At 50.5% G+C, this 24,407-nt stretch carries 29 protein-coding genes and 1 riboswitch; of the genes, 17 read left to right on the top strand and 12 right to left on the bottom strand.

The genetic code is table 11. The annotated features are described in order from the left end of the window. Nucleotides 1-123: 123 nt before the first annotated feature. A complete protein-coding gene (locus OGV65_RS07295; protein ID WP_003036022.1) occupies nt 124-297 on the bottom strand; it encodes a con-10 family general stress protein in 174 nt (57 codons plus the stop codon). Between the two features lie 386 nt (nt 298-683). On the opposite strand from OGV65_RS07295, the gene wrbA reads away from it, so the two are divergent. Then, nucleotides 684-1,280 carry an NAD(P)H:quinone oxidoreductase gene (gene wrbA / locus OGV65_RS07300; RefSeq protein WP_286454786.1) on the top strand — a complete coding sequence of 199 codons (597 nt, stop codon included), beginning with the start codon at nt 684-686 and terminating at the stop codon, nt 1,278-1,280. 20 nt (nt 1,281-1,300) lie between these two features. Beyond that, a complete protein-coding gene (locus OGV65_RS07305; protein WP_016152581.1) occupies nt 1,301-1,528 on the top strand; it encodes a YccJ family protein in 228 nt (75 codons plus the stop codon). Nucleotides 1,529-1,566: 38 nt separating this feature from the next. On the opposite strand, the gene agp is transcribed toward OGV65_RS07305, so the two are convergent. The 8 genes from agp to OGV65_RS07345 form a co-directional block, all read right to left on the bottom strand. Then, a complete protein-coding gene (agp, locus tag OGV65_RS07310) occupies nt 1,567-2,808 on the bottom strand; it encodes a bifunctional glucose-1-phosphatase/inositol phosphatase (RefSeq protein ID WP_279263394.1) in 1,242 nt (413 codons plus the stop codon). 87 nt (nt 2,809-2,895) lie between these two features. Continuing rightward, nucleotides 2,896-3,603, bottom strand: a complete 708-nt coding sequence (locus OGV65_RS07315) for an ArsR/SmtB family transcription factor (protein WP_049283240.1) — start codon at nt 3,601-3,603, stop codon at nt 2,896-2,898. 69 nt (nt 3,604-3,672) lie between these two features. Continuing rightward, a complete protein-coding gene (locus tag OGV65_RS07320) occupies nt 3,673-4,428 on the bottom strand; it encodes a sulfite exporter TauE/SafE family protein (protein WP_047501101.1) in 756 nt (251 codons plus the stop codon). A 134-nt stretch (nt 4,429-4,562) separates the two neighbouring features. Continuing rightward, entirely contained in the window at nt 4,563-5,069 is a 507-nt protein-coding gene (locus OGV65_RS07325; RefSeq protein ID WP_181220574.1) for a protein disulfide oxidoreductase, read from the bottom strand. Next, nucleotides 5,059-5,682, bottom strand: coding sequence for a DsbA family protein (locus tag OGV65_RS07330; protein ID WP_046274457.1), 624 nt, complete (start codon nt 5,680-5,682; stop codon nt 5,059-5,061). The genes OGV65_RS07325 and OGV65_RS07330 overlap by 11 nt, the downstream gene beginning before the upstream one ends. After that, a complete protein-coding gene (locus OGV65_RS07335; protein ID WP_286454788.1) occupies nt 5,679-7,559 on the bottom strand; it encodes a protein-disulfide reductase DsbD family protein in 1,881 nt (626 codons plus the stop codon). Before OGV65_RS07335 ends, OGV65_RS07330 begins: the two co-directional genes overlap by 4 nt. Before the next feature lie 48 nt (nt 7,560-7,607). Beyond that, nucleotides 7,608-7,970, bottom strand: a complete 363-nt coding sequence (locus OGV65_RS07340; RefSeq protein ID WP_016152574.1) for a hypothetical protein — start codon at nt 7,968-7,970, stop codon at nt 7,608-7,610. A gap of 70 nt (nt 7,971-8,040) precedes the next feature. Then, on the bottom strand, nt 8,041-8,445 hold the full coding sequence (locus tag OGV65_RS07345) for a VOC family protein (protein WP_080981783.1): 405 nt from the start codon (nt 8,443-8,445) through the stop codon (nt 8,041-8,043). 397 nt (nt 8,446-8,842) lie between these two features. Here OGV65_RS07345 and dsbA point away from each other — a divergent pair, with 397 nt between their 5' ends. The 4 genes from dsbA (at nt 8,843) to OGV65_RS07365 (ending at nt 11,694) form a co-directional block, all read left to right on the top strand. Continuing rightward, a complete protein-coding gene (dsbA, locus tag OGV65_RS07350) occupies nt 8,843-9,466 on the top strand; it encodes a thiol:disulfide interchange protein DsbA (RefSeq protein WP_046274463.1) in 624 nt (207 codons plus the stop codon). 206 nt (nt 9,467-9,672) lie between these two features. Further along, entirely contained in the window at nt 9,673-10,593 is a 921-nt protein-coding gene (cbpA, locus tag OGV65_RS07355; RefSeq protein ID WP_016152571.1) for a curved DNA-binding protein, read from the top strand. After that, entirely contained in the window at nt 10,593-10,886 is a 294-nt protein-coding gene (cbpM, locus tag OGV65_RS07360) for a chaperone modulator CbpM (RefSeq protein WP_016152570.1), read from the top strand. Before cbpA ends, cbpM begins: the two co-directional genes overlap by 1 nt. A gap of 121 nt (nt 10,887-11,007) precedes the next feature. Beyond that, nucleotides 11,008-11,694, top strand: coding sequence for a Crp/Fnr family transcriptional regulator (locus tag OGV65_RS07365; RefSeq protein WP_016152569.1), 687 nt, complete (start codon nt 11,008-11,010; stop codon nt 11,692-11,694). Between the two features lie 47 nt (nt 11,695-11,741). Here OGV65_RS07365 and OGV65_RS07370 read toward each other — a convergent pair whose 3' ends face one another. The 3 genes from OGV65_RS07370 to deoD form a co-directional block, all read right to left on the bottom strand. After that, nucleotides 11,742-12,578: an outer membrane protein OmpK gene (locus tag OGV65_RS07370; RefSeq protein ID WP_200107614.1), complete on the bottom strand. Its 837-nt coding sequence runs from the start codon at nt 12,576-12,578 to the stop codon at nt 11,742-11,744. Between the two features lie 95 nt (nt 12,579-12,673). After that, complete coding sequence (gene tsgA, locus OGV65_RS07375; protein ID WP_016156155.1) at nt 12,674-13,828, bottom strand: MFS transporter TsgA; 1,155 nt, start codon at nt 13,826-13,828, stop codon at nt 12,674-12,676. A 38-nt stretch (nt 13,829-13,866) separates the two neighbouring features. After that, nucleotides 13,867-14,574, bottom strand: a complete 708-nt coding sequence (deoD, locus tag OGV65_RS07380) for a purine-nucleoside phosphorylase (protein WP_153690539.1) — start codon at nt 14,572-14,574, stop codon at nt 13,867-13,869. A gap of 343 nt (nt 14,575-14,917) precedes the next feature. Between deoD and OGV65_RS07385 the strand changes: the two genes are divergently transcribed. The 11 genes from OGV65_RS07385 (at nt 14,918) to OGV65_RS07435 (ending at nt 24,401) form a co-directional block, all read left to right on the top strand. Further along, the gene (locus OGV65_RS07385) at nt 14,918-15,415 is read left to right on the top strand and encodes a GNAT family N-acetyltransferase (protein ID WP_286454789.1); all 498 of its coding nucleotides are present in this window, start codon (nt 14,918-14,920) and stop codon (nt 15,413-15,415) included. A 227-nt stretch (nt 15,416-15,642) separates the two neighbouring features. Then, a riboswitch (cobalamin riboswitch) is annotated at nt 15,643-15,866 on the top strand. A 221-nt stretch (nt 15,867-16,087) separates the two neighbouring features. Then, nucleotides 16,088-17,143 (top strand): ABC transporter substrate-binding protein, encoded by a 1,056-nt coding sequence (locus OGV65_RS07390; protein WP_016152563.1) that lies wholly within the window; start codon nt 16,088-16,090, stop codon nt 17,141-17,143. Nucleotides 17,144-17,209: 66 nt separating this feature from the next. Beyond that, on the top strand, nt 17,210-18,277 hold the full coding sequence (locus OGV65_RS07395; protein WP_016156150.1) for a FecCD family ABC transporter permease: 1,068 nt from the start codon (nt 17,210-17,212) through the stop codon (nt 18,275-18,277). Continuing rightward, nucleotides 18,274-19,089, top strand: coding sequence for an ABC transporter ATP-binding protein (locus OGV65_RS07400; protein ID WP_047501115.1), 816 nt, complete (start codon nt 18,274-18,276; stop codon nt 19,087-19,089). The genes OGV65_RS07395 and OGV65_RS07400 overlap by 4 nt, the downstream gene beginning before the upstream one ends. A 10-nt stretch (nt 19,090-19,099) precedes the next feature. Then, nucleotides 19,100-19,540 (top strand): pseudoazurin, encoded by a 441-nt coding sequence (locus OGV65_RS07405; RefSeq protein ID WP_286454790.1) that lies wholly within the window; start codon nt 19,100-19,102, stop codon nt 19,538-19,540. 27 nt (nt 19,541-19,567) lie between these two features. Next, nucleotides 19,568-20,119, top strand: a complete 552-nt coding sequence (gene petA, locus OGV65_RS07410) for a ubiquinol-cytochrome c reductase iron-sulfur subunit (protein ID WP_286454791.1) — start codon at nt 19,568-19,570, stop codon at nt 20,117-20,119. A gap of 1 nt (nt 20,120) precedes the next feature. Beyond that, on the top strand, nt 20,121-21,281 hold the full coding sequence (locus OGV65_RS07415) for a cytochrome b (RefSeq protein WP_103766114.1): 1,161 nt from the start codon (nt 20,121-20,123) through the stop codon (nt 21,279-21,281). A gap of 2 nt (nt 21,282-21,283) precedes the next feature. Continuing rightward, nucleotides 21,284-22,087, top strand: coding sequence for a cytochrome c1 (locus OGV65_RS07420; protein ID WP_353655080.1), 804 nt, complete (start codon nt 21,284-21,286; stop codon nt 22,085-22,087). Between the two features lie 334 nt (nt 22,088-22,421). After that, nucleotides 22,422-23,648: a tyrosine-type recombinase/integrase gene (locus OGV65_RS07425; protein WP_199994005.1), complete on the top strand. Its 1,227-nt coding sequence runs from the start codon at nt 22,422-22,424 to the stop codon at nt 23,646-23,648. Continuing rightward, entirely contained in the window at nt 23,614-23,937 is a 324-nt protein-coding gene (locus OGV65_RS07430) for a tyrosine-type recombinase/integrase (protein ID WP_422691343.1), read from the top strand. The genes OGV65_RS07425 and OGV65_RS07430 overlap by 35 nt, the downstream gene beginning before the upstream one ends. 179 nt (nt 23,938-24,116) lie before the next feature. Beyond that, nucleotides 24,117-24,401 carry a hypothetical protein gene (locus tag OGV65_RS07435; RefSeq protein WP_103929103.1) on the top strand — a complete coding sequence of 95 codons (285 nt, stop codon included), beginning with the start codon at nt 24,117-24,119 and terminating at the stop codon, nt 24,399-24,401. Nucleotides 24,402-24,407 lie beyond the last annotated feature (6 nt).

A 24,407-nucleotide genomic window follows, 5' to 3' on the forward strand; every position in this document is an offset into this window, starting at 1 on the left:
TTGTTACAGTTCAACCTTGCAGACAAAAAAAACCGCCGGAAGAAACCGGCGGCGGTGGGTGGCTACGTAACGTCTGACTCTGATCTTCAGCCGTCACGGCATATCTGACAGCTAGCCCGGCAATTACGATTTGTTGTTGCCGTGGCTATTTTTGCCCCCTTTTTTGCCTGCCTCTGAAGCGCGTTGCGGGTCATTCTTAAAATTGCCCCCGCTGTGCTGGCCACCTTTTCGACCTGCTTCTGATGCTCTTTCGCGATCTTCCGCAAAGTTGCCGGAACCGCCTCGATGGTTTGCCATTACTGACCTCCGTCATTGATTAGACATCATATTGCATAGGTACTGAGGAGTGATACCTCACGCAGCGTTACGGGCGATACCCTGAAAATAACTGCGTGGGATTAAGCATAGTGAAGCGTGGCCTGAGCAGCCGCTAACTGTAATATCCTGCAACAGGATTGGCGGTGATAGAGAAATAATCACAGCGAGAAATCAATAAGTCTTTCTTATGACTACCAAATTCCACCCGGTTAAATATGTATCATTTTGCAACAAGAGAAGTTGTTATAAAAATTGTTATAAATCAAAGAAGTGATTGTGAAATTTGCACTCCTGACAGTACGTCATATCTTTAAAGGTAGGTAGCGAGTCGCTACGGACACGGTTAACTCGAGGAGTAGTGTAAAATGGCAAAAGTTCTGGTGCTTTATTATTCCATGTACGGACACATTGAAACTATGGCCCATGCAGTCGCAGAAGGCGCAGATAAGGTAGATGGCGCGGAAGTGATTATTAAGCGCGTACCAGAGACCATGCAGCCGGAGATTTTCCTCAAAGCTGGCGGCAAAACACAAAACGCACCAGTCGCAACCCCGCAAGAACTGGCAGATTACGATGCCATTATTTTTGGTACCCCCACACGCTTTGGCAATATGTCCGGTCAGATGCGCACCTTCCTCGACCAGACTGGCGGGCTGTGGGCTTCAGGCGGCCTGTACGGCAAACTCGCCAGCGTATTCAGCTCGACAGGAACCGGCGGCGGTCAGGAACAAACCATTACATCAACCTGGACTACGCTTGCTCACCATGGGATGGTGATTGTGCCTATCGGTTACGCGGCGCAAGAGCTGTTTGATGTTTCTCAAGTTCGCGGTGGTACCCCTTATGGCGCAACCACCATCGCCGGAGGCGACGGCTCACGCCAGCCAAGTCAGGAAGAATTATCTATCGCCCGCTATCAGGGTGAATATGTCGCAGGTCTGGCAGTAAAACTCAACGGCTAATCTTCAACAGGAGGATTCGAATGCCAACTCAAGAAGCGAAAGCCCATCGCGTCGGCGAATGGGCAAGTCTGCGCAATACATCGCCGGAAATAGCCGAAGCCATTTTTGAAGTCGCGCATTATGACGAGAAACTGGCGGAAAAAATTTGGGAAGAAGGTAGCGACGAGGTGCTCATCAAAGCCTTTAAGAAAACAGACAAAGATTCGCTCTTTTGGGGTGAACAGACTATCGAACGCAAAAACGTCTAGCGCTCAGACTCCCCCGCGAACACGGGGGAGTTTTTCTTTTACTTAGCCGCCTCATTCAACACGCTGTCGAACTTATCTATCGGGCAAAAGCCATCCGCATCTATCGGACACCCTTTCAGCTCCAGCGTTACACGCTGCGCCGGGGATTTCAGGGTCAGAACGTCAGCATTACGCAACTGCTGCGAGCTCTGATACACATACTCGATTTTCATCAGATCACGATTCGCGTTGCTGTCATGCCAGCGCTGGAAGACAATCTTCCCGCCAATCGGCGTACGCTCGTTCTGATCGTGAAGCTGGTACGGTTTGAAATCCAGCGCGGTGAGCAGCGATGCGATGTTTGAGTCATGCCCCACCAGCACGGTTATTTTTGGCACTTTTACGCGTTCAGTAACCAGCGCATTATCAATATACTTCACCAGCGGTTTGGCGACGTTCTGCGCCACTTCCGGGGAGGTGAACAGGCTGTCCTGATAGCCATTTTTCAGCTTCGACAGAACCTTCCACTGTTGATCGGATTTAATCTCGCCCCAGGCGACCTTGTCCATCGGGAAGCCTTCGTAATATTGCAGCGTGAAGGCATCAACCAGCGAATTCCCGACCTTCAGCGGCCCCGAAACCCCAGGCTCCTGCTGATATTTCGCGCTAAACGTATCTTTGGCATCGGTCAGGGAACACTGCTGTTTTTCTTTGCAGGACGGAGAGTCTTTGTAGTCGGTCATTTGCTCAAGCAACTGATAGCTGTCGTTGAGCTGCATTTGGCTACGCTCTTTCTCCATTGCCTGAACCGCCTGCTGGCTGAAGGCGGCGGAATCATCGGTGATCACCGGGTTAAAGGTGGGATCCATGGTGCCCATTTTTTCCTGATGATGGACCGGGACGTCGCAACCCGGGAAAGCACCGGTGACAAAGAACTGCGCCGTCGCGACGGTACGCTGCAGGCTGTTAGCATAGGTATAGACCGTACCCGGCGCCGGACATTCGCCCGATTTCACCATCCCCTGCTCTGCCAGCCACTCTCGCATATAGTGGCCCATATAGATTTCCAGCACGCCGCCTTTGGTGGTGAGTTGTCCGCCGGGGACATCCCATTCTGGCCATTGTTTGGGGGTGGACTGCTCAAGAACACTGCCATTATTGGCTAAAGGTGCGCGTAAGTTATGCCGACTCATCATCAATACTTGCTGAAGCTGATAGCCTTCCGGCGCGGTCTGCGCCTGCGCGGCGGTTGACATTAATACAGCCCCTGCCACGGCTGCGGCGATTAACGATTTATTCATCCCTACGACCTCTTGTTGTTATCAATCACAACAGAGTGTGACAGAAATATGACATATTTCCCGGAACGCTTTCGCAAAACGAACCATCTACGGTGTCGTTTTAATACCGAACTCGGTTTCTAATTTGCGAATGCCAAGCGGGGTGAAGGTGACGCGGCGACCACTCAGCTCCGTTTTTATCCATCGTTTTTCAATCAGCCAGCGTAGCAGCGATGCGCCAAGCACGCCGCCGGGATGGTAACGTCGTTCACTCCAGTCCAGACAACCACAGGTTAATTTCCGCCGCGATGCGCTCGCAGCCAGGACAATCCCCATTTGTGCCAGTTTTTCCTGCCCAAGAGAGGTCAGCGTTTCACCATCCGGCGTTAACCACTGACGGGAAACCAGCGTATCGAACAGCCTCACCGCCACCTCGCCAGCGAGATGATCGTAGCAGGTTCGGGCATGTCGTAAGCCTGCCGGCGTCGTGATTTTTCGTGGCGTTGATGTAGCCCACGCCACGCCCATCAGACGCTCCAGCAGTTCAGCGATATCGGAGCCTGCAAGGCGAAAATAACGATGCCTGCCCTGCGCGAGCGCCACAACAAAACGTTGTTCGCACAGACGCGCCAGATGCGCACTGGCGGTCGACGCTGACACATCCGCCACTGCGCTGAGCTCGGTCGCGGTCCAGGCGCGGCCATCCATCAGGGCGCACAACATTCGCGAGCGCGATTTATCGGCCATCGCCGCCGCGGTGAGCGCCATTCGCGACTCCAGAGCGCCCTCTTCCTCACTTAACATCACTGATGCCATAGCGACCTCTTTGACCCTGAATGTCTGAATTAACGATGCCATGAATGCGTTCTAAAGTCACCGCACAGGTCACACCGCACGCAGCATCATCTCGATACCCAACCCGACCAAACAAAACAGAAAACAACGTTTAAACACGAGCGGAGAAATAACCCGTCGTACACGGGTTCCTAACCACTGACCAATCAGCGCAGGAACAATGGCCAAAGCCGATATGCTCAACGACTGTACGGGCAGCGCATTGTGCCACCACAGACCAAGCGCCAAAGCCAATGTCGAAAACGTAAAAGAGATCCCGAGCGCCTGAACCAGTTCATCCTTCTCAAAACCCAATGACTGGATCCAGGGCACGGCGGGCATCACAAATACACCGGTTCCGCCAGTCAATAAGCCAGTAACAAATCCTATGACGAGGGAGTACGGTTTTTCATGCTGCGGAGCCACTGCGATTTTCTTTCCGGCCAGCGTCCAGATAGCGTAAGCCACCAGCGCCACGCCGAGCGCAAACTGGGTACGGGTGGTATCGCCGCCGGTAATCCAGGCACTGGCAAGCAGTGTCGCCACCACCACCGTCAATAACATTGGCCACAGTCGTTTGACTAATTGACGCGTATTTCCGCCACCGCCAAACTGAAACAGATTGCTAATCAGCGAAGGCAACAGCAGCATGGCCGCCGCCGCAACCGGCGAAATAAGCGATCCGAGGATCCCCATAGCCACGGTGGGCAATCCCATACCAGTGACGCCTTTTACCATCCCGGCGAGGACAAACGTGGCGGCAATCATCATCACCAGAGCGGGCCCAAACGCTAACGAACTCGTCATGTTGCACTTTCCTGAAAAAGAGAAGATGACCCATTCTGGACGTTAATCGCGGTGCTCGCTTCGCCAGGCAACGAAATATGTCTTCCCTCTTACGGGTAATAATATAAAAAATGCCGGGTTTCCCCGGCACATTATCAGAACGTTTTTGCCCACCACAGCCGCAGCTTCATGCCCCAGTAGCTGGTCCAGCCGCTGGTTGTTGACACCACCCGACCTTGTGACACTACCACCAGCGTGGGCGTGACGCTAATCGCCCAACTGCGGGAGATTACCCCGTTCGCATCATTAATGACCGGAAAGTCCACGCCTTTACGCGACAGCCAACGAGACACCTCAGCTTCACTGCCGGAGCGTAACGCAATGGTCATCACGTTTTCCCCTTCCGAACGCAGCCTGGCGACTTCCGGCGTCGTGAAGCGGCAAACGCCGCACCAGCTCGCCCAGAAATAAAGCAGCACCGGCTCGTCTTTGCTGAGCGCCGCCAGCGTGACGGTTTCACCATCCAGCTTTTGCAAAGGCGTGCTGTCAAAAGAGCCAGGGAGCTGCGGCGCGCGCCAGACATCCATCAGCAGCATCGCCCCTGCCAACAGCGCCAGTAAGATCAGCCCTTCGCGCAGCCAGCGGCGCAGTTTACTGAGCATTGGCCGCCGCCAGCTTTTCTTTGACCACTTCCTCAAGGGTTTCCCACGGCACCGCACCGGGAATAAGCTCATCACCAATAATCGTTGCGGGGGTGCCCTGCACGCCCACCAGTCGCGCCAGTTGCAGGTTAGTGCTTAGCGTTTCAGCACTTTGGGCATCCAGCGTCACCGGACTGGCTCCCGATTTTTCCTGCGCCTGTTTGATACTGACGTCGGTATGGTAACCCTTTTTCTGCATCAGTTTTTCATGTAGCGCCAGAAACTGCTGCGGATGCTCAAGCCAGGTAGTCAGCACGGTCCGCGCCGCCAGTTCCGAACTTTCCCCTTTAAACGGCAGCGGTTTAATCACTACCGCCACGTCAGGATATTTCTGCACAATTTTTTCCAGCATGGGATCCAGTTGCTTACAGTACGGGCAGTTGTAATCGGTGAAGTTTATCAGGGTCAGTTTCGCCTGCTTAGCGCCAATCCGCGGGCTGTTGGGATCGTTAAACAGGGCCTCCTGGATTAATGCTTCAATTTGCTTTTCCTGTTCCGGGGTAAACGGTGCAGGTTCTTTCGCTACGCTGACGGCAGAAAACAGGGTTAACAGCAGAACAATCATTATTTTCATGGGGTTACTCCTTTGGCGTCGGTCAACGTTTGCAATACCGCATCGCGGGTCAACAACGTTGGTAACGCCTGGCCTTCCGGCAGACCGGGGCCATAAATTTGGTTATACGGCACAGCAACCTGGCCGCGTTTTTTCAGAAATTCGGTGATGGCTTCAGAAGGGAGCGTCCAGTCGCCGCGCAGCGCCACTACATCCGGCTGTTGCAAAGCGGCCTGTACGTCATCTTTATGCAACACGTTGTATTTGTTGACCTTACAAGTGATGCACCAGTCGGCAGTGACGTCAATGAACACACGCTTATGTTGCGCCAACGCATCCTCAATCGCCTGCTCGCTAAGCGGTTGCCAGTTCACGCTTTCTTTAGCGCTAGCGTGTCCGGCCAGCCCTAAATGTGGGAGCAGCAACGTCGCAAGCCAGATAGCCGAACCCAGCATCATGACACCGAGAAGACGCCGCAAACTATTCATCCAGCGTCCCGGACGCGGCAAACGCAGCGCCAGACCGGGACGCAGAGCCACCAGCAGCCACGGCAAGCTCATCCCCAGGCCAAGTGCGATAAACAGTCCCCACAACGTTGGTAACGAAGCGGTCAATGCCACCGCTACCGCTGTTCCCAGAAACGGGGCGCTGCACGGCGTGGCGAGCAGGGTCGCAAATGCGCCTTGCCAGAAATGTCCCGACAAGCCGTTGCCACCGCGAGTCGCCAGCGTGGTGGTCATCGCCGAAGGCAGGCGGAATTCAAACCACCCGAACAGGCTGGCGCTGAATGTCAGCATCACCACGACCATGACGCCAATGAACCACGGGTTCTGAAACTGGATCCCCCAACCCAGCGCCTGATTGGTTAAACGTAGCACTGTCATCAATAACGCCAGGGCCATAAAGGAGACCAGGATCCCGGCTACCGATGCGAGGAATTGACGGCGGATCTGGCGACGGCTTTTTTCCTCAACCAGCAAAATAGAGCCCAGTTTCATGCCGAGAACCGGTAACACACAGGGCATCAGGTTGAGGATTAAACCGCCCAGCAGCGCCATTAGCACCACCTGCCACAATGGGAGTGAGGCGTTCTCAATAACCGGGGCTTCGCCAATCGCAAGACGACTTTCCTGGGCAACACCGTTATCTGCCAGCACCAGCGTGACCGACTTACCGCGTAAATCCGGCGCGCCTTCCCCCCAACCGTCATGAACGGGTACCGTGGCGCGTAACGTCTCACCTGCGACGTGAATTTGCGGCATGCCAAAATCAGCATCATTAACGGCGTCAAGATACAGCCCTGGCGCAGTCCATCCTCCCGCGCGGTGAGCCTCGACGACCAGCTCGCCGGCCCGTGCGCCAGCGCGCAGAGTATCGGTCAGGCCGCTGGCAAGCGGGATCTGCCCCATTGCCTGAGCATAGTCATGCGCAAAAGTCGGGTCCTGGGTCGTGGAGGTCACGGAAAAAGGAAAATCCGTCAACAGGCAAACGTTGCTACAGGTGGATAGCGTCAAAACACCGCTAAGCGTGGCGGGCAATCTGCCGCGCACAACCATCGGGAACGTCACATTATCGTGATAGCCCTGGGTCGTGATATTAGCGACCTCAAAGCGTGCGGGGGTTGGCCAGAACCAGTCGACCGCAGGCATTTCCCCTTGCCAGGCGATAGATGGCGCGACGCCTCCCTCGCCCGGCGAACGCCAGTAGGTTTTCCAGCCGTCCTGCAGTTTAACATCCAGCAACAGACGAGTTTCGCCGCCTGAGGACGTATCAGCGCGTAACCGCACGCTGGCGTGATCGTTATCGGGTGAACGCAGCCAGCCGGGTTCAGCCGCCCAGGATACGGGCAGCCATAGCAATAACAGACAGAGCAGCGCCTGCCTGAAAACAGTCATCATATATTTTCTCCGTGAATAATTATCTAACAGTCAGCAACGGCTGTTCTGTCATTCACGGAAGACGCAAAATCGCAGATGTACCCTTAGCGTAGGCGGCGAGATGGCTCGCGGTGGGAAAAAAGGCAGACGAAACGCCCGCACTGGCGCCAGCAGCGACAGCAGCAGACACAGCACCAGAATAGCGCCTTCGAACAGTACCGGGGGCGCCGCCAGTAATGATTTCGCGCTCAGTTCACAAGGGGTAACGGACGAGGCCTCATCGGTCTGCGCTTGTGCGCTTACGACCACGCTTGTGGCAACGGTGTCCATCTGCAACGCGTGCAGGCCCGCCATGCGTTGTGCGGTACAAACCATCACCACAACGCATGCCAGACAGAGGAACCACCATCCCATCCGTTGACGTTTCGCCATTATACCCTCACTGATTGATGCGAGTTATCTTAACCACTCACCAGGTTTTGGCAACCTTTGCGCTGTAAAGTTATGTCCTGTCATCAGCAGGATATACCGCGATTTCAATCAGATTGAGATCGGGATCTCTGACATAAACCGAGCGAATCGGTCCCATCGCACCGGTTCGTGCAACCGGTCCCTCAACAATATCGACCCCGTGCGTTTGAAACGTGGTTATCACCTCTTCCAGCGCACGTGTGGTGATAAAACACAAATCCAGCGCCCCCGGCGTTGGCGCGTAAGCTTTGGGTTCAAACTCTTTTCCCCGAATGTGGAGGTTAATTTTCTGATTGCCAAAGACGAAGGCTTTCCGCCCTTGCGCGAAGGTTTCCAGCCTCATCCCTAAAAGTTCGACATAAAAATGAACGCATGCCTCTTCATTATTGGAGGTCAATACCAGATGATCCAGGTGGTCAATCATAGCGATATCCATTTTGGTTGCCCATCACTGACACCTACCCTATTCATTCAAACGCTACAAGAAAAAGAAAATCTAACGGCTGCGTTGACAGAACATAGCGCAACGCGTTGCGGCTCACGTTTTATAAATCAAATGATAATTAATCATATTTCCGTTTTTATTTATTACAATATAACATTGCCAAAGTAATTACGAAAATATCACGGAAGTGATCATTCACTATTTACGAAGAGTACCAAAGGATATTCGCAGAACAGTACATAAATACTGTCCCGCTACGTATTGATGCGTAAATGAAAGTAAGGGTCAGCGCATTTTTAGGTGATTATCGTATTATAGCCCGACGCAATGAAGAGCGTACTCATTCGCAGAAAATTTGTTTATTGAATGTTATTTAGAGTATATGGAAATGAAAAAATACTTATTACCCCTGATTGGGTTACTTTTTACCGTTAGCGCTCAGGCAGCACCATTTACCGACGGCAAAGAGTTTATCTCACTGGAAAAACCCGTCGCTTCAGCCCCGGCAGCGCTGAAGTTTTTCTCATTCTATTGTCCTTCCTGCTATCAGTACGATGAAGTTTTTGAAATCACTGATAACGTGAAAAAAGTTTTGCCTGCTGACGTCAAACTCACCGAATACCACGTCGACTTTTTAGGCCCTCTGGGGCAGGAAATGACGCACGCCTGGTCCGTCGCCATGCTGTTGAACGTGCAAGATAAAGTCAAACCGTTGCTTTTTGATGCCGTGCAGAAAAAACAAACCATTAAATCGGCGGACGATATTCGTAACGTATTTATCAGCGCGGGCGTCAGTGCCAGTGATTATGATGCCGCATGGAATAGTTTTGCCGTAAAATCACTAACCGCCAAACAGCAAGAAATGGCTAAAGCTGTAGATTTAACCGGGGTGCCCGCCATTTTTATCAACGGTAAATATATGATAAATCCGAAAGGACTGAAATCTGATGACCTTAACGCGTTCGTACAAAACTATGCTGATACGGTCCGCTTCCTGATCACTAAATCCTGATGTTTAGCTAATCTCACTATTCGCACCACACAACAGACGCCATAACGTTAAAAAGCGCTGTTGGTGGTGCAATGCCCGCATCGTTTATAGCAATATCCTCCCTTCCCGGTTGGCATTCTCCGTTATCAGGATTACCCTAAACTTAGCGGTGATACCTGTTGTTAGGGTTCACCTTCTGCAAGTGTTGATTTACACGAGAGAACGCTATGGAATTAAAGGATTATTACGCCATTATGGGCGTGAAACCGACAGACGATCTCAAGACAATCAAGACCGCCTATCGTCGACTCGCCCGTAAATATCATCCTGATGTCAGCAAAGAGACTGACGCGGAGGCCCGGTTTAAAGAGGTTGCTGAAGCCTGGGAAGTCCTGAGTGATGAACAGCGACGCGCCGAGTACGACCAGTTGTGGCAGCACCGCAACGACCCACAGTTCAACCGTCAATTCCAACAAGGAGAGAATCAACGCTATAACGCCGAAGATTTCGACGATATCTTCTCCTCCATTTTTGGTCAGCATGCGCAACAGTCTCGCCAGCGTCATGCCAGCCGCGGGCACGATATTGAAATTGAAGTCGCCGTATTCCTCGAAGAAACGCTTACTGAGCATAGCCGCACGATCAGTTACACCCTGCCAGTTTACAATGCGTTCGGCATGGTCGAACGTGAAATTCCTAAAACGTTGAATGTGAAAATTCCGGCTGGCGTCGGTAACGGTCAGCGTATTCGTCTGAAAGGCCAGGGCACCCCCGGTGAAAACGGCGGGCCAAACGGTGATTTGTGGCTGGTGATTCATATCGCGCCACATCCGCTGTTCGATATTGTTAACCAGGATCTGGAAGTGGTCGTTCCCCTGGCGCCGTGGGAAGCCGCGCTGGGCGCGAAAGTAACCGTTCCGACGTTAAAAGAGAGCATCCTGCTGACCATTCCTGCAGGCAGCCAGGCCGGGCAGCGGTTACGCATTAAGGGCAAAGGTCTGGTAAGTAAAAAACATACCGGCGATTTGTATGCGGTGATCAAAATCGTCATGCCGCCGAAACCTGACGACGCCAGCGCCGCCCTGTGGCAGCAGCTGGCGGATGCACAAAAGACCTTTGATCCGCGCAAAGAGTGGGGGAAAGCATAATGGCTAACGTCACCGTCACCTTTACCATTACCGAGTTTTGTCTGTACACCGGTGTGTCAGAAGAAGAGCTACATGAGATTGTCGGCTTAGGGGTGATAGAACCTCATGAAGACGAGACTTTTGACGATCATGCGCTGACCGTCATGCGTCGCGCGATACGCCTGCGTCAGGAGCTGGAACTTGACTGGCCGGGAATTGCCGTTGCGCTGACGTTGCTGGAAGAGAACGCTCAACTGCGGCAGGAAAACCGCCTGCTGCGCCAGCGATTGTCTCGCTTTATCAGCCATCCTTAGTGTGTCAAGGCCAGCATGGTGCTGGCCCTTCTATTATCCGCAACCCGCTCTTAATGACATTGCGCTGCAGATGGCATACAGTCAGCGATAAGAATTATCTCAAACAATAAGACGTTGAGCCATGCAGCTTAAACCCCTCACAAAAGGTCGTTTTCACAATATCTGGCAGCAGGATGATGCCTTAATTGAGAAGATATTCCAGGAGTTGCTCTCAGAAACACAGATTATCCAGGAAGATGACTATCTTTACCGCCAGGGACAGGTAGTCGATCGACTGATCATGGTGCAGTCAGGAAGAATTTCTCTGCGTTATAGCGCGGAGAATGGTCGCCGTTTCCAACTGGGTGCAATGGAATGTGATGAGCAACTGTTTGGCGAAATGGAGTTTTTTACCGGGTATCGTTGCCAGCTTGATATCGTAGCCGAAGAACCGCTGACCGTGGCGGTATGCAACTGTGACCGTCTGGAGGAAGCGCTGAACCAGCACCCCAGACTGGCGATATTTTTCGCCAGCGCAATGGCCGTTGATTATCAGGATATGCTGGAAATCTTCCTGCACCGGATGCTCTACCCTATCGTACATAACGTAGCGTATGACCTGTATCGCCAGCATCAGGACAAGCAGCCAATGGATGGTTTTCATAAAAAATACCAGGAAGCTGAGCGATTCGGCACCACCGACCGGGTCTATCGACGGGCGGTGAAAGCGCTGACGGATGCCGGGCTGGTAACGCGCACGAAGCAAGGACTGGAGATTAAGGATCTGGATGGGCTGCGTAAATTTCTCGGCAATGACATCATTGACTGACACACCAACCCTGGCAAACGGAGCATTGGTGTGTCATTTCAGCGCAATCAGAACTTATAGGTGAGGTTGAAATAGTGACCCAGCCCGGTGGTACGCCCTGCTCCACCGTGGTTTTCCATCAATGCCATGTTGCGGAAATATTTTAAGCCATAACCTACCGCATAATGCTCTGAATGCCAGTAGATGCCGTTATACCATTCAATCGCGTTATTGCTATATAACGACTGGTTAGCAATCTTGTTCGCGGCGAACTGGTAGTCAAAGTAACCCTGATAGTTCAAATAACTGCCGTTGGCGAACGTATAGAACGGCGTCGACCAGTTGGTCGAGAACATGTAACCATCCCACTTGCCTTCGTTATCTGCACCGTAATTTTCACGTACATAGTGCGCATAAATGTTCATTCCCACCAGACCAAACCACGGCACTTTAACATCCGTGCCGAGACCAACGTAATGCTCAAATAATTCCCGGTCACCAATGTTATTTACCGTTGCGATATAGAATTCGTTAAATGGCCCAACGGATAAATCTTTATTAAAAATGGCGTCCAGGGAAAAACGTGGAGATATCTTGGCAAAGAAGTTATCCCCCCCGTGACGATCGTCCTGCTCGCGATCCAAAATATCAAAGAAATCCACATAACCATACAGATCGATAATCCCGGATCGTGCGCCAAACTCCAGCTCAAGATAGGTGTCATTACGAATACCATAAGGCACTTTCGCATCCACACTTTGCATTAAGTTCATCTGCATCCAGTTAAAATCATTTTTGCGGATGTTGCCATCGGCATAATCAGCCGCAAGCGCTTGCGTACAGCACATCGCAATTACCGCACCCAGAACTGTTTTTTTCATCATTGATTTATTTTTCTTCAGCATTTTCAATTCCTTTGAGCAAGGTTGAGTGTCGTCCCACCAGATAAATGGCGTGACGGCGGGCTATCTAATTAAAGAGGTAAGCGTTATTACTGTGTTTAATTACGTTTGAGTTTTAATGTACCCATCAACATAATAAAGATAATTAAATACAACACCGGTATTGCGTACATAATTTTCTGCAATCCCATAGTTTTTTCCATTAGCGCACTGATCGCCGGACTAAACATGGCGCCAGCACTACCGCTAATTAAAATATAAGAAACGTTCTGGCTACTCGCGCGCTTCACGAAAGAAACCCCGTAGGCAATAAATGAGTTATACAGCGCTGCGCAGACAAACCCGTAACTATAGGCCAGATAATCAAGCCCGGAGATATTTTCCTTCGTGACAATGATGGTGGTAATAACGCAAGCTAACAAAATAATGCTAAGCAAGAAATAATGTATCTTTACGCGGGAAACAATAACGGTTGAGACTAACGCGCCGACCAGCGCAGCACCCCAGTATTGCGTAATAATATTACCTGCTTCTTCGAAGGGAATACCAAATTTGTTCTTCACAAATAATGGTGCCCAGGTCAGGAAGGTATACAGCGCCAACATACCTAAGAACAGGCCAATGCCTCCGCTGATAATCCCTGGATTCCACTCGGATTTCACCGGGTCTGCGCTATCCGCTGCAGGAGCCGTTTCACAGGCGGTAAAGCGGGTGAGAGCCACAACGCCCAGCGTGAGTAAGGCCACTATGCCTACGCTCAGATAGCTGTAACTCCACGACATATTGTGCGTCAGGGCGAAGGTGGTAATCAGCGGGAAAACTACGCCCGCGACGTTAAAGGTGGCGTCCTGCACCACCAGCATCGTACTTTGAATGCGATCCTGCCAAACCGAAACCACGATCGTTCCGGCCACGCACAGACCAATCCCGCCGCAGAAACCCACCAGGGTCATGGCGACCATCACCGGCCATAAGCCAGGGCTTAAGTGCATTGCCAGAGCGCAGAGGAACACTATCGAATAGATAATGAGCGTCATACGCTTAACGCCGATTTTCTCAATCAGGAAAAAGGCGGCAATGGTCCCGGCTAACGCCCCACCGTTAAGCAACGAAAATATCGAGGCGACGGTATTCACATCGGCACTGTAGCGTACTGCAATCGGTTCAATCAGCATGCCAAACTGACTGGCAAATCCTGCCATAATAAAATTTGCCAGAAAACTAATCAGCGTAAGTGCTATTTTATTCTTCATATAATGCCATCTCTGATTGGTTCATTTAAATGCTGATGCTAAGCCGTAACAGCTGTATTTAGCGCCAGCTCTATCATATTTTTAAAGGTTAACTGCCGTTCTTCCGCCGTTGTTTCTTCTCCTGTCAGGCAATGATCGGATACGGTTAATATAGCCAACGCTTCAATATTAAACTGATGCGCTAAAGCGTATAACCCTGCCACTTCCATATCCACACCCAGCACACCAAACTTTTCCAGTGCAGGTATTAAATTTTCGTCAGGATCGTAATAAAGATCGCCACTGAAGACATTGCCGACTTTAACGTCAATACCGGCCTTCTGCGCCAATGCCCACGCCTGCTGCAATAATGGGAAATGGGCAGATGTCGCCATCGTGTAGCCCGCGCTACGTTTTAAATTTGTGATGGAATCCGTTCCGGCGGCGATGGCAAGAATAATATCTCGCATTTTGACATGATGTTGTGTTGCCCCCAGACTGCCGACACGAATAATTCTCTGTACACCGAAATCATGTACCAGTTCATGAGCATAAAGCGTCATTGACGGTATACCCATGCCATGTCCCATCACCGAAACAGGTTGCCCAAAATAAAGACCGGTATAGCCCAGCATATTGCGTACATTGGTAACTTCGCGGTAATCCATTAGATAATTTTCGGCAATAAACTTAGCGCGAAGCGGATCGCCCGGCATAATAACGGTTGGCGCAAAATCACCCGCTTTAGCATTAATATGTGCAGTCATAACAATTCCTGAATTATGGGTATTGAAGATATGCAGGGATTGTAACCAGCGGATTGCAGAGGATTGAGGACAAAAGTCCTGCTCAGAGGATCGGCCTCTCATTTCTGAGAGTTAGTGTTGCGGGCAGAGGGTACAGAAGAAAAATGAGCCTCCTCCACAGCAAAGAAAAGCGAGGGCCAGCGCAATAAAGGAACAGATTTGCACCCAAATCGTTGGTTACCACCGCGTTGACACGAGTATCCATTGCAGCGTCAATATTGTTTTTAAAGTGGTCTTATTGTTATTATCATTTTCCGTTCTAAATTTGAGTTATGCTGCCATGATCCCATTTAGGTTTAGTGAGATGACTCCCGCCGATATTCCTGCTGTTCAGTTGTTTCTTGTTGAGCATCTTAATTTATACTTCAATGCCGGTAGAGCCATGCCTTCTGCCGAAGAAGATCTCTTTGATCTCGAACAACAGTATATCTTGCAGGAAAGGAATTCATTGCTTTGCGCGTGGAGTGAAAACCAGGAATTAATCGCTACACTGGCGGTATGTCAATATGATGATCGTATTACTGAACTACGTGGTCGCTATAACTTGGCTGAAACGGCGGAAATTTGTCGTTGCTACGTGGATGAGCGCTACCGCAGACAGGGGATCGGAAGTCAGTTGTTTGCTTTAGCTGAGGTATTCTGTCAGCGACATCAATATAAGACTTTGTATCTCCACACACATCATTTTTTACCCGGAGGGTATTATTTCTGGTTGCGTAACAATTTTAACGTGATTATGGATATGCAGGATGAATGGCAATTGGTACATATGGAGAGTACACAAAAAAGTGTCAAGCGCTGATATGCGGAACTTTTGATGGTGATCAATATGTTTCATACACAGAAATTTCAGCATGCGTGTAATTTGATCAATATCAACCAATTCTCATTTAGCTTCCTGTTGCTATTTTCATTTACAACATCGCAGTAACCAACAAAATCATAACCAACTGTATTAAATGGGTATTTTTCCCCACACCACTGCCTTTCATCTCTTGCCCTCTATGGTTGACCTTGTTAACAATTGCCGCTAGAGTCGCTTTCGACAGCATTTCATTACATTTTTGTATATGAATAGGAATATGGTGAGAATTATTCAATTCAATTCCATAACTGCCCCCGCAACTGTAGGCGGATGCAGAATATCCCTGTGTGGCTCATAAACCACAGGTCACTGTAAAGTTCATCTTTATGGGAAGGCCGATATTCTGATTACCGTGAGTCAGGAGACCTGCTGTCAAAGGTATATGCCATTGAGTGGACGGGATGGTCCATGGGATGAATTATTTGACGCAAGCGGTAGTGTATTTATGAATAAGATTTTGGCTGAGTAAAGCTTATTTGCATTTTTTGCATATCTTCATTCTTAAATTTCACGATTCAATGTCATCTATCTTCATGTCTCCTCCCGATATATGGAATGAAATAAGCCATGACCAGACCTTAAGATTCTGGCATCAACGGGACGATGATAATGCACGCTAATTCTACCTTTTACTTCTCTAAAAAAACGCTTCTGGCTATTTTTGGCACGACTGCTCTCCTGCTTACTTCCGGTTTTTCCGAGGCAGCAAAAACCGAATATCCTCTGACGATTAAAAACTGTGGCCGCGATATTACCTTCAATCAGGCACCAACGCGCGTGGCGACGGTGGGTCAGAACAGTACCGAGATTCTCTATTCACTGGGGCTGGCCGATCGCGTCGTGGGTACTTCGCTGTGGTTTGGCCCGGTACTGGAGGCTTATAAAACAGCAAACGAAAAAGTCGCCGTTATCGCGCAAAATATTCCAAGTTTTGAAGGGATCGTGGCGAAAAAACCGGATCTGATCGCCAGTCAGTTTGAGTGGCAAATCGGCCCTGCTGGCACGGTTGCCTCTTACGAACAGTTTAGTGAACTAAAAATTCCCGTTTACACCGCGCCAGCTGACTGTGCGAAAGATAACGAAGATGGTGGTGATGGTGTCCGTAAGGGCATGTTTGATATTGCCATGGTGTATCAGGAAGTCGCCGATCTGGCGAAAATCTTCGATGTTCAGGATAAAGGCGAGGCGCTGATTGCCAGCCTTAAAGCACGTGAAGCCGCAGCGAAAAACAAAATTACCGGAATGGATGAGAATGTTTCCGCCGTGTTCTGGTTCTCAAGCGCCGATCTCCAGCTTGACCCTTACGTTGCCGGGAAGTTTGGTCCGGCGGCATGGATCGCCCAAACGCTGGGAGTGAAGAATGTGATTGATTCTGCTGAAGAGTGGCCAACGGTGGGTTGGGAAACCATCGCAAAAGCGAATCCTTCACTCATTGTGCTCGGTGAGATGAGCCGTCGCCGCTTCCCGGCGGATGACTGGAAGGTCAAGATGGAATACCTCAAGTCCGATCCTGTCGCCAAACTGGTTCCTGCCGTCAAGGAAAACCATCTACCGGTCATTGACGTACAGACCATGAATGCCGGGATCAGAACTATTGATGGTGTGGAAAAACTGGCTGATGCCCTTGTTGAATATGGCTTAGCACATCCGCAGGCTGCTCATTAATCTACGTTTTGCGCTATATCCTCACACGGTATAGCGCATCTCCGTTACTCAGGAACGCAGATAATCATGAGTGATTCACGCAGGATGCGTCGCGCTGTTGGTCAGCTTGCGGTGAGAGTCAGTGGGCATGCCGTTTGGGTCAGTGCGCTAATGTGTGGCGTGCTGCTGGCGGGGATTTCCATCGGCGAAACGCTTATCCCCTGGCAGCATGTTCTCAGCACGCTGGCAAATCATCTTTTTGATACACACTATCCTGTCGATGCGCTGGATGCAGGGATCGTCTGGAACTACCGCCTGACCCGAGCGCTGGTCTCGGCCAGTTGCGGCGCGTGCCTGGCTGTTTCCGGCGTAGTGTTACAGTCGCTGCTACGCAATGCGCTCGCCGAACCCTATCTACTGGGGATTTCTGCCGGAGCGTCCACCGGGGCGGTGCTGATTGCTCTCACTGGACTTGGGGCTGGCATCATCAGTATGTCATTGGGCGCTTTCATTGGTGCGCTGACGGCATTTCTGTTCGTTGCGCTATTGGCGATGGCCGCTGGCGGTAGACAAGGTGGGGGTGTAACAACCCAAATCATCCTTGCCGGGATCGCCAGCTCCCAGCTTTTCAATGCGATTACATCGCTTATCATCACCCGCTCAGCAAACGCCGAGCAAGCACGCGGTATTATGTTCTGGCTGTTGGGCAATTTGAGCGGTGTACGCTGGCCCGATGTAGTCTTAGCCATTCCTACCGCTCTGGTCGGTATCGCGCTGTGCTTCTGTTATGCCCGCCATCTTGATGCTTTCTCCTTTGGTGCGGAGTCTGCGGCATCGCTGGGCATTCCGGTAAAACGTACCCGTGCAGTACTGATTGCCGCCGTCACCGGCATGACGGCGATTATGGTCTCCATTGTGGGTGCGATCGGCTTTGTCGGTCTGGTGATCCCTCATGCTGCTCGTCTGCTGGTCGGCAACCAGCATCATCGACTGCTCCCGGTTAGTGCGCTTACCGGAGCTATTTTCCTCATTATCGCTGATGTTATTTCCCGCACGTTACTACCCGGTCAGGTACTACCAATAGGCGTGATCACGGCTCTGGTTGGCGCTCCTGCGTTTTCAATCATTCTGATTAGAGGAAACCAGAACAAATGACGGTGAATCTCGTACAGCCACTCGTTGCCTCTGCGCAAGTCGTTATTGAAGCCTGTAATTTGTACTGGAAGGTAAAAGGTAAGACGATTGTTGAAGATATTTCACTCAGCGTAACGCCCGGCGAGTTTGTCGGCATCATCGGTCCCAACGGCTCGGGCAAAACGTCACTGATTTCACTGCTGGCCGGTTTGCTGAAGCCAACTTCCGGGCGTATCACCCTGCAGCAAAAGGCGCTCCAGCATTATTCGCGGCGTCACCTTGCGCAGCGGGTGGCGTTGGTCGAACAACAGGCAGAAACCAGCGAGCGTCTTACCGCTTTACAAGCCGTTTCTTTGGGGCGCACGCCCTGGCTTAGCCTGCTCTCGCCCTGGTCCGCCAAAGATGACGATATCGTGCAAACTATGCTGGAGAAGGTCGATCTCCGTGAATTACAGCACCGATGCTGGCATACCTTTTCCGGGGGAGAAAAACAGCGCCTGCATATCGCCCGGGCGCTGGCGCAGCAGCCGCAGTTGTTACTGATGGATGAACCCACCAACCATCTCGACATTCAACATCAGATTGGCCTGCTTAGTCTGGTTAAACGTGAAAAGCTCACGGTCATTGCCGCTCTGCACGACCTCAATCATGCCGCGATGTTCTGCGATCGCATCATCGTCATGACTTCCGGGCATATGGCAATGCAGGGGACTCCTTGCGCCGTGTTTACCCGCGAAAACCTCCATGCCTGGTTTGGTATCGACGCCATTGTTGAACATGAAACAGGCGCTGAAAACTGTTTTATCCGTTATCAAAGACCTGATGAATTTTAAGGAAGAATCGATGAAATATCTCAAACAGAGTCTGAAAGTTTTATGTTTACTCGCCCTCACCTCTTCAACCTTCGCACAAACTCACGACGTTTTGATGAAAAATCGTGGGTCTGCGGGACCAATGGTCTATGAGCCGGATTATCTGGAGATCCAGCCCGGGGATACGGTGAAGTTTATCCGTAAACATAAGAGCCACAACGCGGCTTCAATCGCTGAATTGTCTCCGGCTAACTATCCCGGTTTTATGGGAAAAATAGATGAAGAGATCGAAGTAACTTATGACAATGCCAGATTTTACGGCATCAAATGTACACCACATTACGCTCAGGGCATGGTGATGCTGATAAAGGTTGGAGATGCCAAGTTACCAGCAAGCTATCGGGCATTCAAAGCACCGGGTATTGCTGATAAGCGCTTTCAGGAAATTTACGCGCGTATCGACAAACGTTAATCCGCGATACTCAGGGAGAAATACGAGGTGACAGAGAATAAACTTGCAGATGGCGAAATCCAGGAACAGCGCCGGGAATGTCTGTGTAAACTGACAAAATTCGTCGGCGCGGCAGGCGTCGCTGCTGCCGTCTGGCCGCTGGTTTCGGCCCTGGGCCCGGATGAGAAGACTCTTGCGGAAAATGAACCGATTGATGTCTCTCTTGCGGGGGTTGCTGCTGGACAAACCGTCAGACGCGTATGGCAGGGAAAGCTGATTCTTATTCACCATCGCACCCAGGATGAGATTATTACTGCCAGAAGTGCCGACTGGCATACGCTTATCGACCCACAATCGGACAGCGAGAGGGTCTCAGCAGCTCATCCTCAATGGCTGGTGGTTCAAGGGTATTGTCCACATGCCGGGTGCGTACCCAACGCCCGACCAGGAGGCGTGGGTTGGATCTGTCCGTGCCACGGTTCAGAGTTTGATACGTCCGGGCGCGTGACGCGCGGCCCCGCGACGACCAACCTGGCAATCCCGGACTACGTTATTCATTCGGATGGTCAGGCCGTGCGTATCGGCACGAAGGAAGCCTGAAATGAGGAGTGAGCGCGTCTATTCGCTTCGCTGGCGTATCCCGTTTCCTCGCTCGATTGCCGGACTCTGGGTATTCGCAATCGGCGCCATCCTGCTGGTTATACTCGCCGTGCAGATCCTTACGGGTATCGTGCTGGCGATGTTTTACGTGCCGACGGCCGAGCTGGCATTTGACTCCATTATTCATATTATGCGTGCGGTTCGCCATGGAGAACTGTTACGCAACATGCATGCTATTGGCGCGTCGCTCTTTTTCTTTGCCTGTTATCTGCATATTTTTCGTGGCATGTACTACAGCGTTTACCGCAAGCCCTGGACGACAATGTGGATGATTAGCGTGACGCTGTATATCCTGCTGATGATGACCGCATTTCTTGGTTATAGCCTTATCTGGGGGCAAAAAAGCTACTGGGCGGCTACGGTAATTACCCGCTTTGCCCAGGCCATTCCGCTGGTGGGCGATACCCTTTACGCATATTTAGTCGGCAGCCATACTCCGGGAACGCCGATGCTTGGCCGCTTTTTTGTTCTCCACTTTATTCTTCCCTTTGTGATTGTCGGCGCAACGGTTTTTCATATTCGCACCGTACAGTCGGCGTTTGCGCAGGCGATGAAAAAGAGGTTTAGCGAGAAAGAGTCCAGGAGCCTGCTGTTCGATTACAAAATTACCGATCTTGATGCCATCAAAATCATCCTTTTTTTGATGATTTTCGCCTGGTTTTTATTCTTCGCGCCGCATTATCTGAGCAGCGCCGATAACTTTATTCCTGCGGATCCAACAGTTACACCCGCGATTGTTGCGCCGGAATGGTATTTTCTCCCCTTCTTCTCCATCTTGCGTTGCTTCCCAAATGAATTCGTTGGCTTAGCCGCAATGTGCAGCTCGGTACTGATTTTCTATTTCCTTCCCTGGCTTGATACTTCCCGGGCTCGTTTTCGCCATTACAGCAAACTGGTTAAATGCGGATTCTGGCTGTGGGTCATTAATGCCTGCTTTTTAGGCTGGTTAGGGTCGAAAGCGCTGGTTGGCCCCGATCTTATTGACGGTTTCCGTAACGAAGAGGGCTGGATCCGTGCCGCATCGCAGCTTTCGACTCTGATTTGGTTTGCCTGGTTTTTAATCGTATTACCTTGCCGTCGTTTTCTGGAAAAGCAGGATTGATGATGAAACAACTATTGAAAATCAGCATTCTGTCCTTTTCTCTGTTGGGACTGGGTTCCTCCTATGCGCAGGAAGCCACGCCTGAACGGCAGGAATGGAGCTTCAGCGGCATCAATGGCCAGTATGATAAAGCGCAGCTTCGACGTGGCCTGCAGGTTTATGAAGAGAAGTGTCGCGCTTGTCACGGCATAAAGCACCTTAGCTTTCGGTCGTTGACCAGGCCCGGCGGTCCGGAACTCACGGCTGAAGAAGCAAGAAGTATCGCCAGCGGCTATCAGTTTCCTGATCTTCAGGATGACGGCCAGATTGGTGAGCGAGACGGGACGCTAAATGACAGCTTCATCTCGCCGTATCTAAACGAGCAGGAAGCACGATACCTTAACAATGGTGCTTCCCCCGTTGACCTGAGCTATATCGTACGTGCCCGCTCATACGATCGCGGATTCCCGCAATTTCTGTTGGATGCTTTTCTGCCCTACACGGACCAGGGAGCAGATTACGTCTACGCACTGCTAACCGGTTATCAACCTACCGACCCTGAACTGAAGGCTAATCGCTATTTTCCCGGCGGCGTGATTAACATGCCGAAACCGTTGACTAGCGGAGAGATTCAATGGCGCCCGGCGTCGCTACAAGCTGAAACGGAAGAGCAATATGCCAGGGATGTTACCGCCTTTCTGGCATGGGCAGCCGACCCAACGCTCGCAGAACGAAGACAGCAGGGATATTACGTTATGGGCTACCTGGCCTTTATGCTGGGGCTGCTATGGATATTACGACGAATGAAAAGGCGTTCGCTCATGTAGGCATTGCCAGATATGAAGATGATTCAGTTCGTCAGCTTTCCGCCGGGCAGCAGCGCTGAGTTGCCCTTGCGCGACTAAGGCTGGTGAAAGATGGCATGACATAAACTGCACAAAACGAAAAAACCCCAAGCTATTAAATAGCTTGGGGTTTATGTTTGGCGGAAGCGTAGTCCGCCAATTTAATGTCCGAGAATGTCAGGAATAGTATATTTTTATCATTAATAAACAATATGTTGTCAAAATACATTGTTCGAGGACGTCTTGCTACATCCGAAAAAATCTGACATTTTATGCAGTACCTTATGCATGGCGGTTTGTATGACAGGATTTTACTATGCCGAAAAAAGCAAAAGAACTCACCGGACTCGCAGTCGCTAAGTTGAAAAAAGAAGGTTCTTTTGCCGTCGGTGGCGTTGACGGCCTGTATCTTCGAAACAGAGGGCAGTCGCGTTCATGGGTGCTTTGCGTTGCTATGGGGGTAAGAGTAAATGCTCTAGGAAGAACTGTTCCGAGACGTTTAAACATAGGTCTTGGTCCCTACCCTGAAGTTTCATTAGCAGAAGCGCGTGACAAAGCTCGTGAGCTGCGTAAACAAATCCGTAATGGCATTGACCCCCTTGCAGAAAAACACGCCCATAAAGCGCATCAGGAACGTCTGGCGCACAAGAACAAATCCTTCGCAAGCTGTGCTGAAGACGTTATCGCAATTAAGACCAAAGAGCTAAAGAACCAGAAACACATTGCCCAATGGCGGTCCACGCTGGAAACGTATGCTTATCCTGTTATTGGTCAAAAACCCATCGCTGGGATTACTAAGAATGACCTGCTAGCGATACTTGAACCAATCTGGTTAACAAAAAACGAAACTGCCAGCCGTCTTCGCGGTCGCATTGAAGTGATCATCGATTACGCAAAAGCGAAAGAATACTTTGAAGGTGATAACCCTGCAGCATGGAAAGGTATGCTTAAGCCCCTCCTGCCAGCGCCAAGCAAGGTTCAGACCCAAAAGCATCATGCTGCATTACCCTACAACGAGATCGGTTCGTTCATGACCGAACTACGTAAACGAGCAGGCATTTCAGCGCGAGCACTTGAGTTTTCAATACTGACAGTTTCGCGCTCTGGTGAAGTCCGTGGCGCTGAATGGTCAGAAATAGATCTGAAGAACAAAACGTGGACCATCCCTGCCAGCAGAATGAAAGCCAGCAAAGAGCATAGGGTTCCGCTGCCTGATGCTGCCATTGCCCTGTTAAAGGATTTACCACGCTTCAAGGATAATAACCTTGTGTTTCCTGCCCCGCGTGGAGGACAGCTATCAGATATGTCATTGCTGGCTGTATTGAAACGAATGGGACATAGTGGTTTGACACAGCATGGCTTCCGTTCAACTTTTCGTGATTGGGCTGGTGAAACCACAGACCATCAACGTGAAGTCATTGAACATGCGCTGGCTCACCAGTTGGCAGATAAGGCTGAAGCAGCATACCAGCGCGGGACGTTATGGCCTAAGCGGGTGGCATTGATGGATGAGTGGTCGGGGTATTGCTTTAGTTCCGTTTGAAAACATGATTAACGAGACGCTGGGTAAGATAGGCTATGACACCAGAACAGAAGTTTATGGTCATGGCTTCCGCACACTGGCCTGTAGTGTCTTAGTTGAATCCGGTTTATGGTCAGAAGACGCTGTAGAGCTTCAGATGAGCCACAAAGAAAGCAACAGTGTCTGTGCTGCTTATACCCATAAAGCCAAGCACCTTGAACATCGCCGCCTGATGTTGCAGTGGTGGGCTGATTTCCTTGATGCCAACATCAACAGTATTGTCAGACCGTTTGAGTTTGCCCAAAGGTGAACACTTTGAGCTAGAAAATTACGGTTAACTGCTTGATAACCCATCACATAGCTGCATGTAACCCTTTGTTTTGAATATATTTGAATAGCTATCACTGGTTGATGGCTATTACACCATTCTATTATGATTTTTCCCGCAATATTTGATATTGTAGCAGCATTGAATATCGAGGGATAATCATGATATCAGGTCTTAATGGTGGAAATTTTATCCTTAGCTCGATGGCTAAGGAAAGAGTCAAATCAGGTCTACTTGATAGAGCAACAATAGAAGGCTCTAAAGGCGAGTATACCGTGATTTTTGATGGTTCAGAGTGGGAAGGTAAGCCATTAGTCTTATGCAGCTCCAGACAGCCTTATGAAGCACGAGTCTTCAGAAGCATAGATGGTGCAGCGGCAGAGCTACTACGCATAGGTCTAAGTGAAGCTTCAATCAAAAACACCACTAAATCGAACAATAAATAATCAGGT

Source organism: Citrobacter sp. Cb004, assembly GCF_030337065.1.
Lineage (GTDB): Bacteria > Pseudomonadota > Gammaproteobacteria > Enterobacterales > Enterobacteriaceae > Citrobacter > Citrobacter braakii.

Excerpts from the sequence above, each read along its gene's own strand:
- OGV65_RS07295 (WP_003036022.1), bottom strand. The coding sequence starts at position 297 with ATGGCAAACCATCGAGGCGGTTCCGGCAACTTTGCGGAAGATCGCGAA.
- wrbA (WP_286454786.1), top strand. The coding sequence starts at position 684 with ATGGCAAAAGTTCTGGTGCTTTATTATTCCATGTACGGACACATTGAA.
- OGV65_RS07305 (WP_016152581.1), top strand. The coding sequence starts at position 1,301 with ATGCCAACTCAAGAAGCGAAAGCCCATCGCGTCGGCGAATGGGCAAGT.
- agp (WP_279263394.1), bottom strand. The coding sequence starts at position 2,808 with ATGAATAAATCGTTAATCGCCGCAGCCGTGGCAGGGGCTGTATTAATG.
- OGV65_RS07315 (WP_049283240.1), bottom strand. The coding sequence starts at position 3,603 with ATGGCATCAGTGATGTTAAGTGAGGAAGAGGGCGCTCTGGAGTCGCGA.
- OGV65_RS07320 (WP_047501101.1), bottom strand. The coding sequence starts at position 4,428 with ATGACGAGTTCGTTAGCGTTTGGGCCCGCTCTGGTGATGATGATTGCC.
- OGV65_RS07325 (WP_181220574.1), bottom strand. The coding sequence starts at position 5,069 with ATGCTCAGTAAACTGCGCCGCTGGCTGCGCGAAGGGCTGATCTTACTG.
- OGV65_RS07330 (WP_046274457.1), bottom strand. The coding sequence starts at position 5,682 with ATGAAAATAATGATTGTTCTGCTGTTAACCCTGTTTTCTGCCGTCAGC.
- OGV65_RS07335 (WP_286454788.1), bottom strand. The coding sequence starts at position 7,559 with ATGATGACTGTTTTCAGGCAGGCGCTGCTCTGTCTGTTATTGCTATGG.
- OGV65_RS07340 (WP_016152574.1), bottom strand. The coding sequence starts at position 7,970 with ATGGCGAAACGTCAACGGATGGGATGGTGGTTCCTCTGTCTGGCATGC.
- OGV65_RS07345 (WP_080981783.1), bottom strand. The coding sequence starts at position 8,445 with ATGGATATCGCTATGATTGACCACCTGGATCATCTGGTATTGACCTCC.
- dsbA (WP_046274463.1), top strand. The coding sequence starts at position 8,843 with ATGAAAAAATACTTATTACCCCTGATTGGGTTACTTTTTACCGTTAGC.
- cbpA (WP_016152571.1), top strand. The coding sequence starts at position 9,673 with ATGGAATTAAAGGATTATTACGCCATTATGGGCGTGAAACCGACAGAC.
- cbpM (WP_016152570.1), top strand. The coding sequence starts at position 10,593 with ATGGCTAACGTCACCGTCACCTTTACCATTACCGAGTTTTGTCTGTAC.
- OGV65_RS07365 (WP_016152569.1), top strand. The coding sequence starts at position 11,008 with ATGCAGCTTAAACCCCTCACAAAAGGTCGTTTTCACAATATCTGGCAG.
- OGV65_RS07370 (WP_200107614.1), bottom strand. The coding sequence starts at position 12,578 with ATGCTGAAGAAAAATAAATCAATGATGAAAAAAACAGTTCTGGGTGCG.
- tsgA (WP_016156155.1), bottom strand. The coding sequence starts at position 13,828 with ATGAAGAATAAAATAGCACTTACGCTGATTAGTTTTCTGGCAAATTTT.
- deoD (WP_153690539.1), bottom strand. The coding sequence starts at position 14,574 with ATGACTGCACATATTAATGCTAAAGCGGGTGATTTTGCGCCAACCGTT.
- OGV65_RS07385 (WP_286454789.1), top strand. The coding sequence starts at position 14,918 with ATGACTCCCGCCGATATTCCTGCTGTTCAGTTGTTTCTTGTTGAGCAT.
- OGV65_RS07390 (WP_016152563.1), top strand. The coding sequence starts at position 16,088 with ATGCACGCTAATTCTACCTTTTACTTCTCTAAAAAAACGCTTCTGGCT.
- OGV65_RS07395 (WP_016156150.1), top strand. The coding sequence starts at position 17,210 with ATGAGTGATTCACGCAGGATGCGTCGCGCTGTTGGTCAGCTTGCGGTG.
- OGV65_RS07400 (WP_047501115.1), top strand. The coding sequence starts at position 18,274 with ATGACGGTGAATCTCGTACAGCCACTCGTTGCCTCTGCGCAAGTCGTT.
- OGV65_RS07405 (WP_286454790.1), top strand. The coding sequence starts at position 19,100 with ATGAAATATCTCAAACAGAGTCTGAAAGTTTTATGTTTACTCGCCCTC.
- OGV65_RS07415 (WP_103766114.1), top strand. The coding sequence starts at position 20,121 with ATGAGGAGTGAGCGCGTCTATTCGCTTCGCTGGCGTATCCCGTTTCCT.
- OGV65_RS07420 (WP_353655080.1), top strand. The coding sequence starts at position 21,284 with ATGAAACAACTATTGAAAATCAGCATTCTGTCCTTTTCTCTGTTGGGA.
- OGV65_RS07425 (WP_199994005.1), top strand. The coding sequence starts at position 22,422 with ATGCCGAAAAAAGCAAAAGAACTCACCGGACTCGCAGTCGCTAAGTTG.
- OGV65_RS07430 (WP_422691343.1), top strand. The coding sequence starts at position 23,614 with ATGAGTGGTCGGGGTATTGCTTTAGTTCCGTTTGAAAACATGATTAAC.
- OGV65_RS07435 (WP_103929103.1), top strand. The coding sequence starts at position 24,117 with ATGATATCAGGTCTTAATGGTGGAAATTTTATCCTTAGCTCGATGGCT.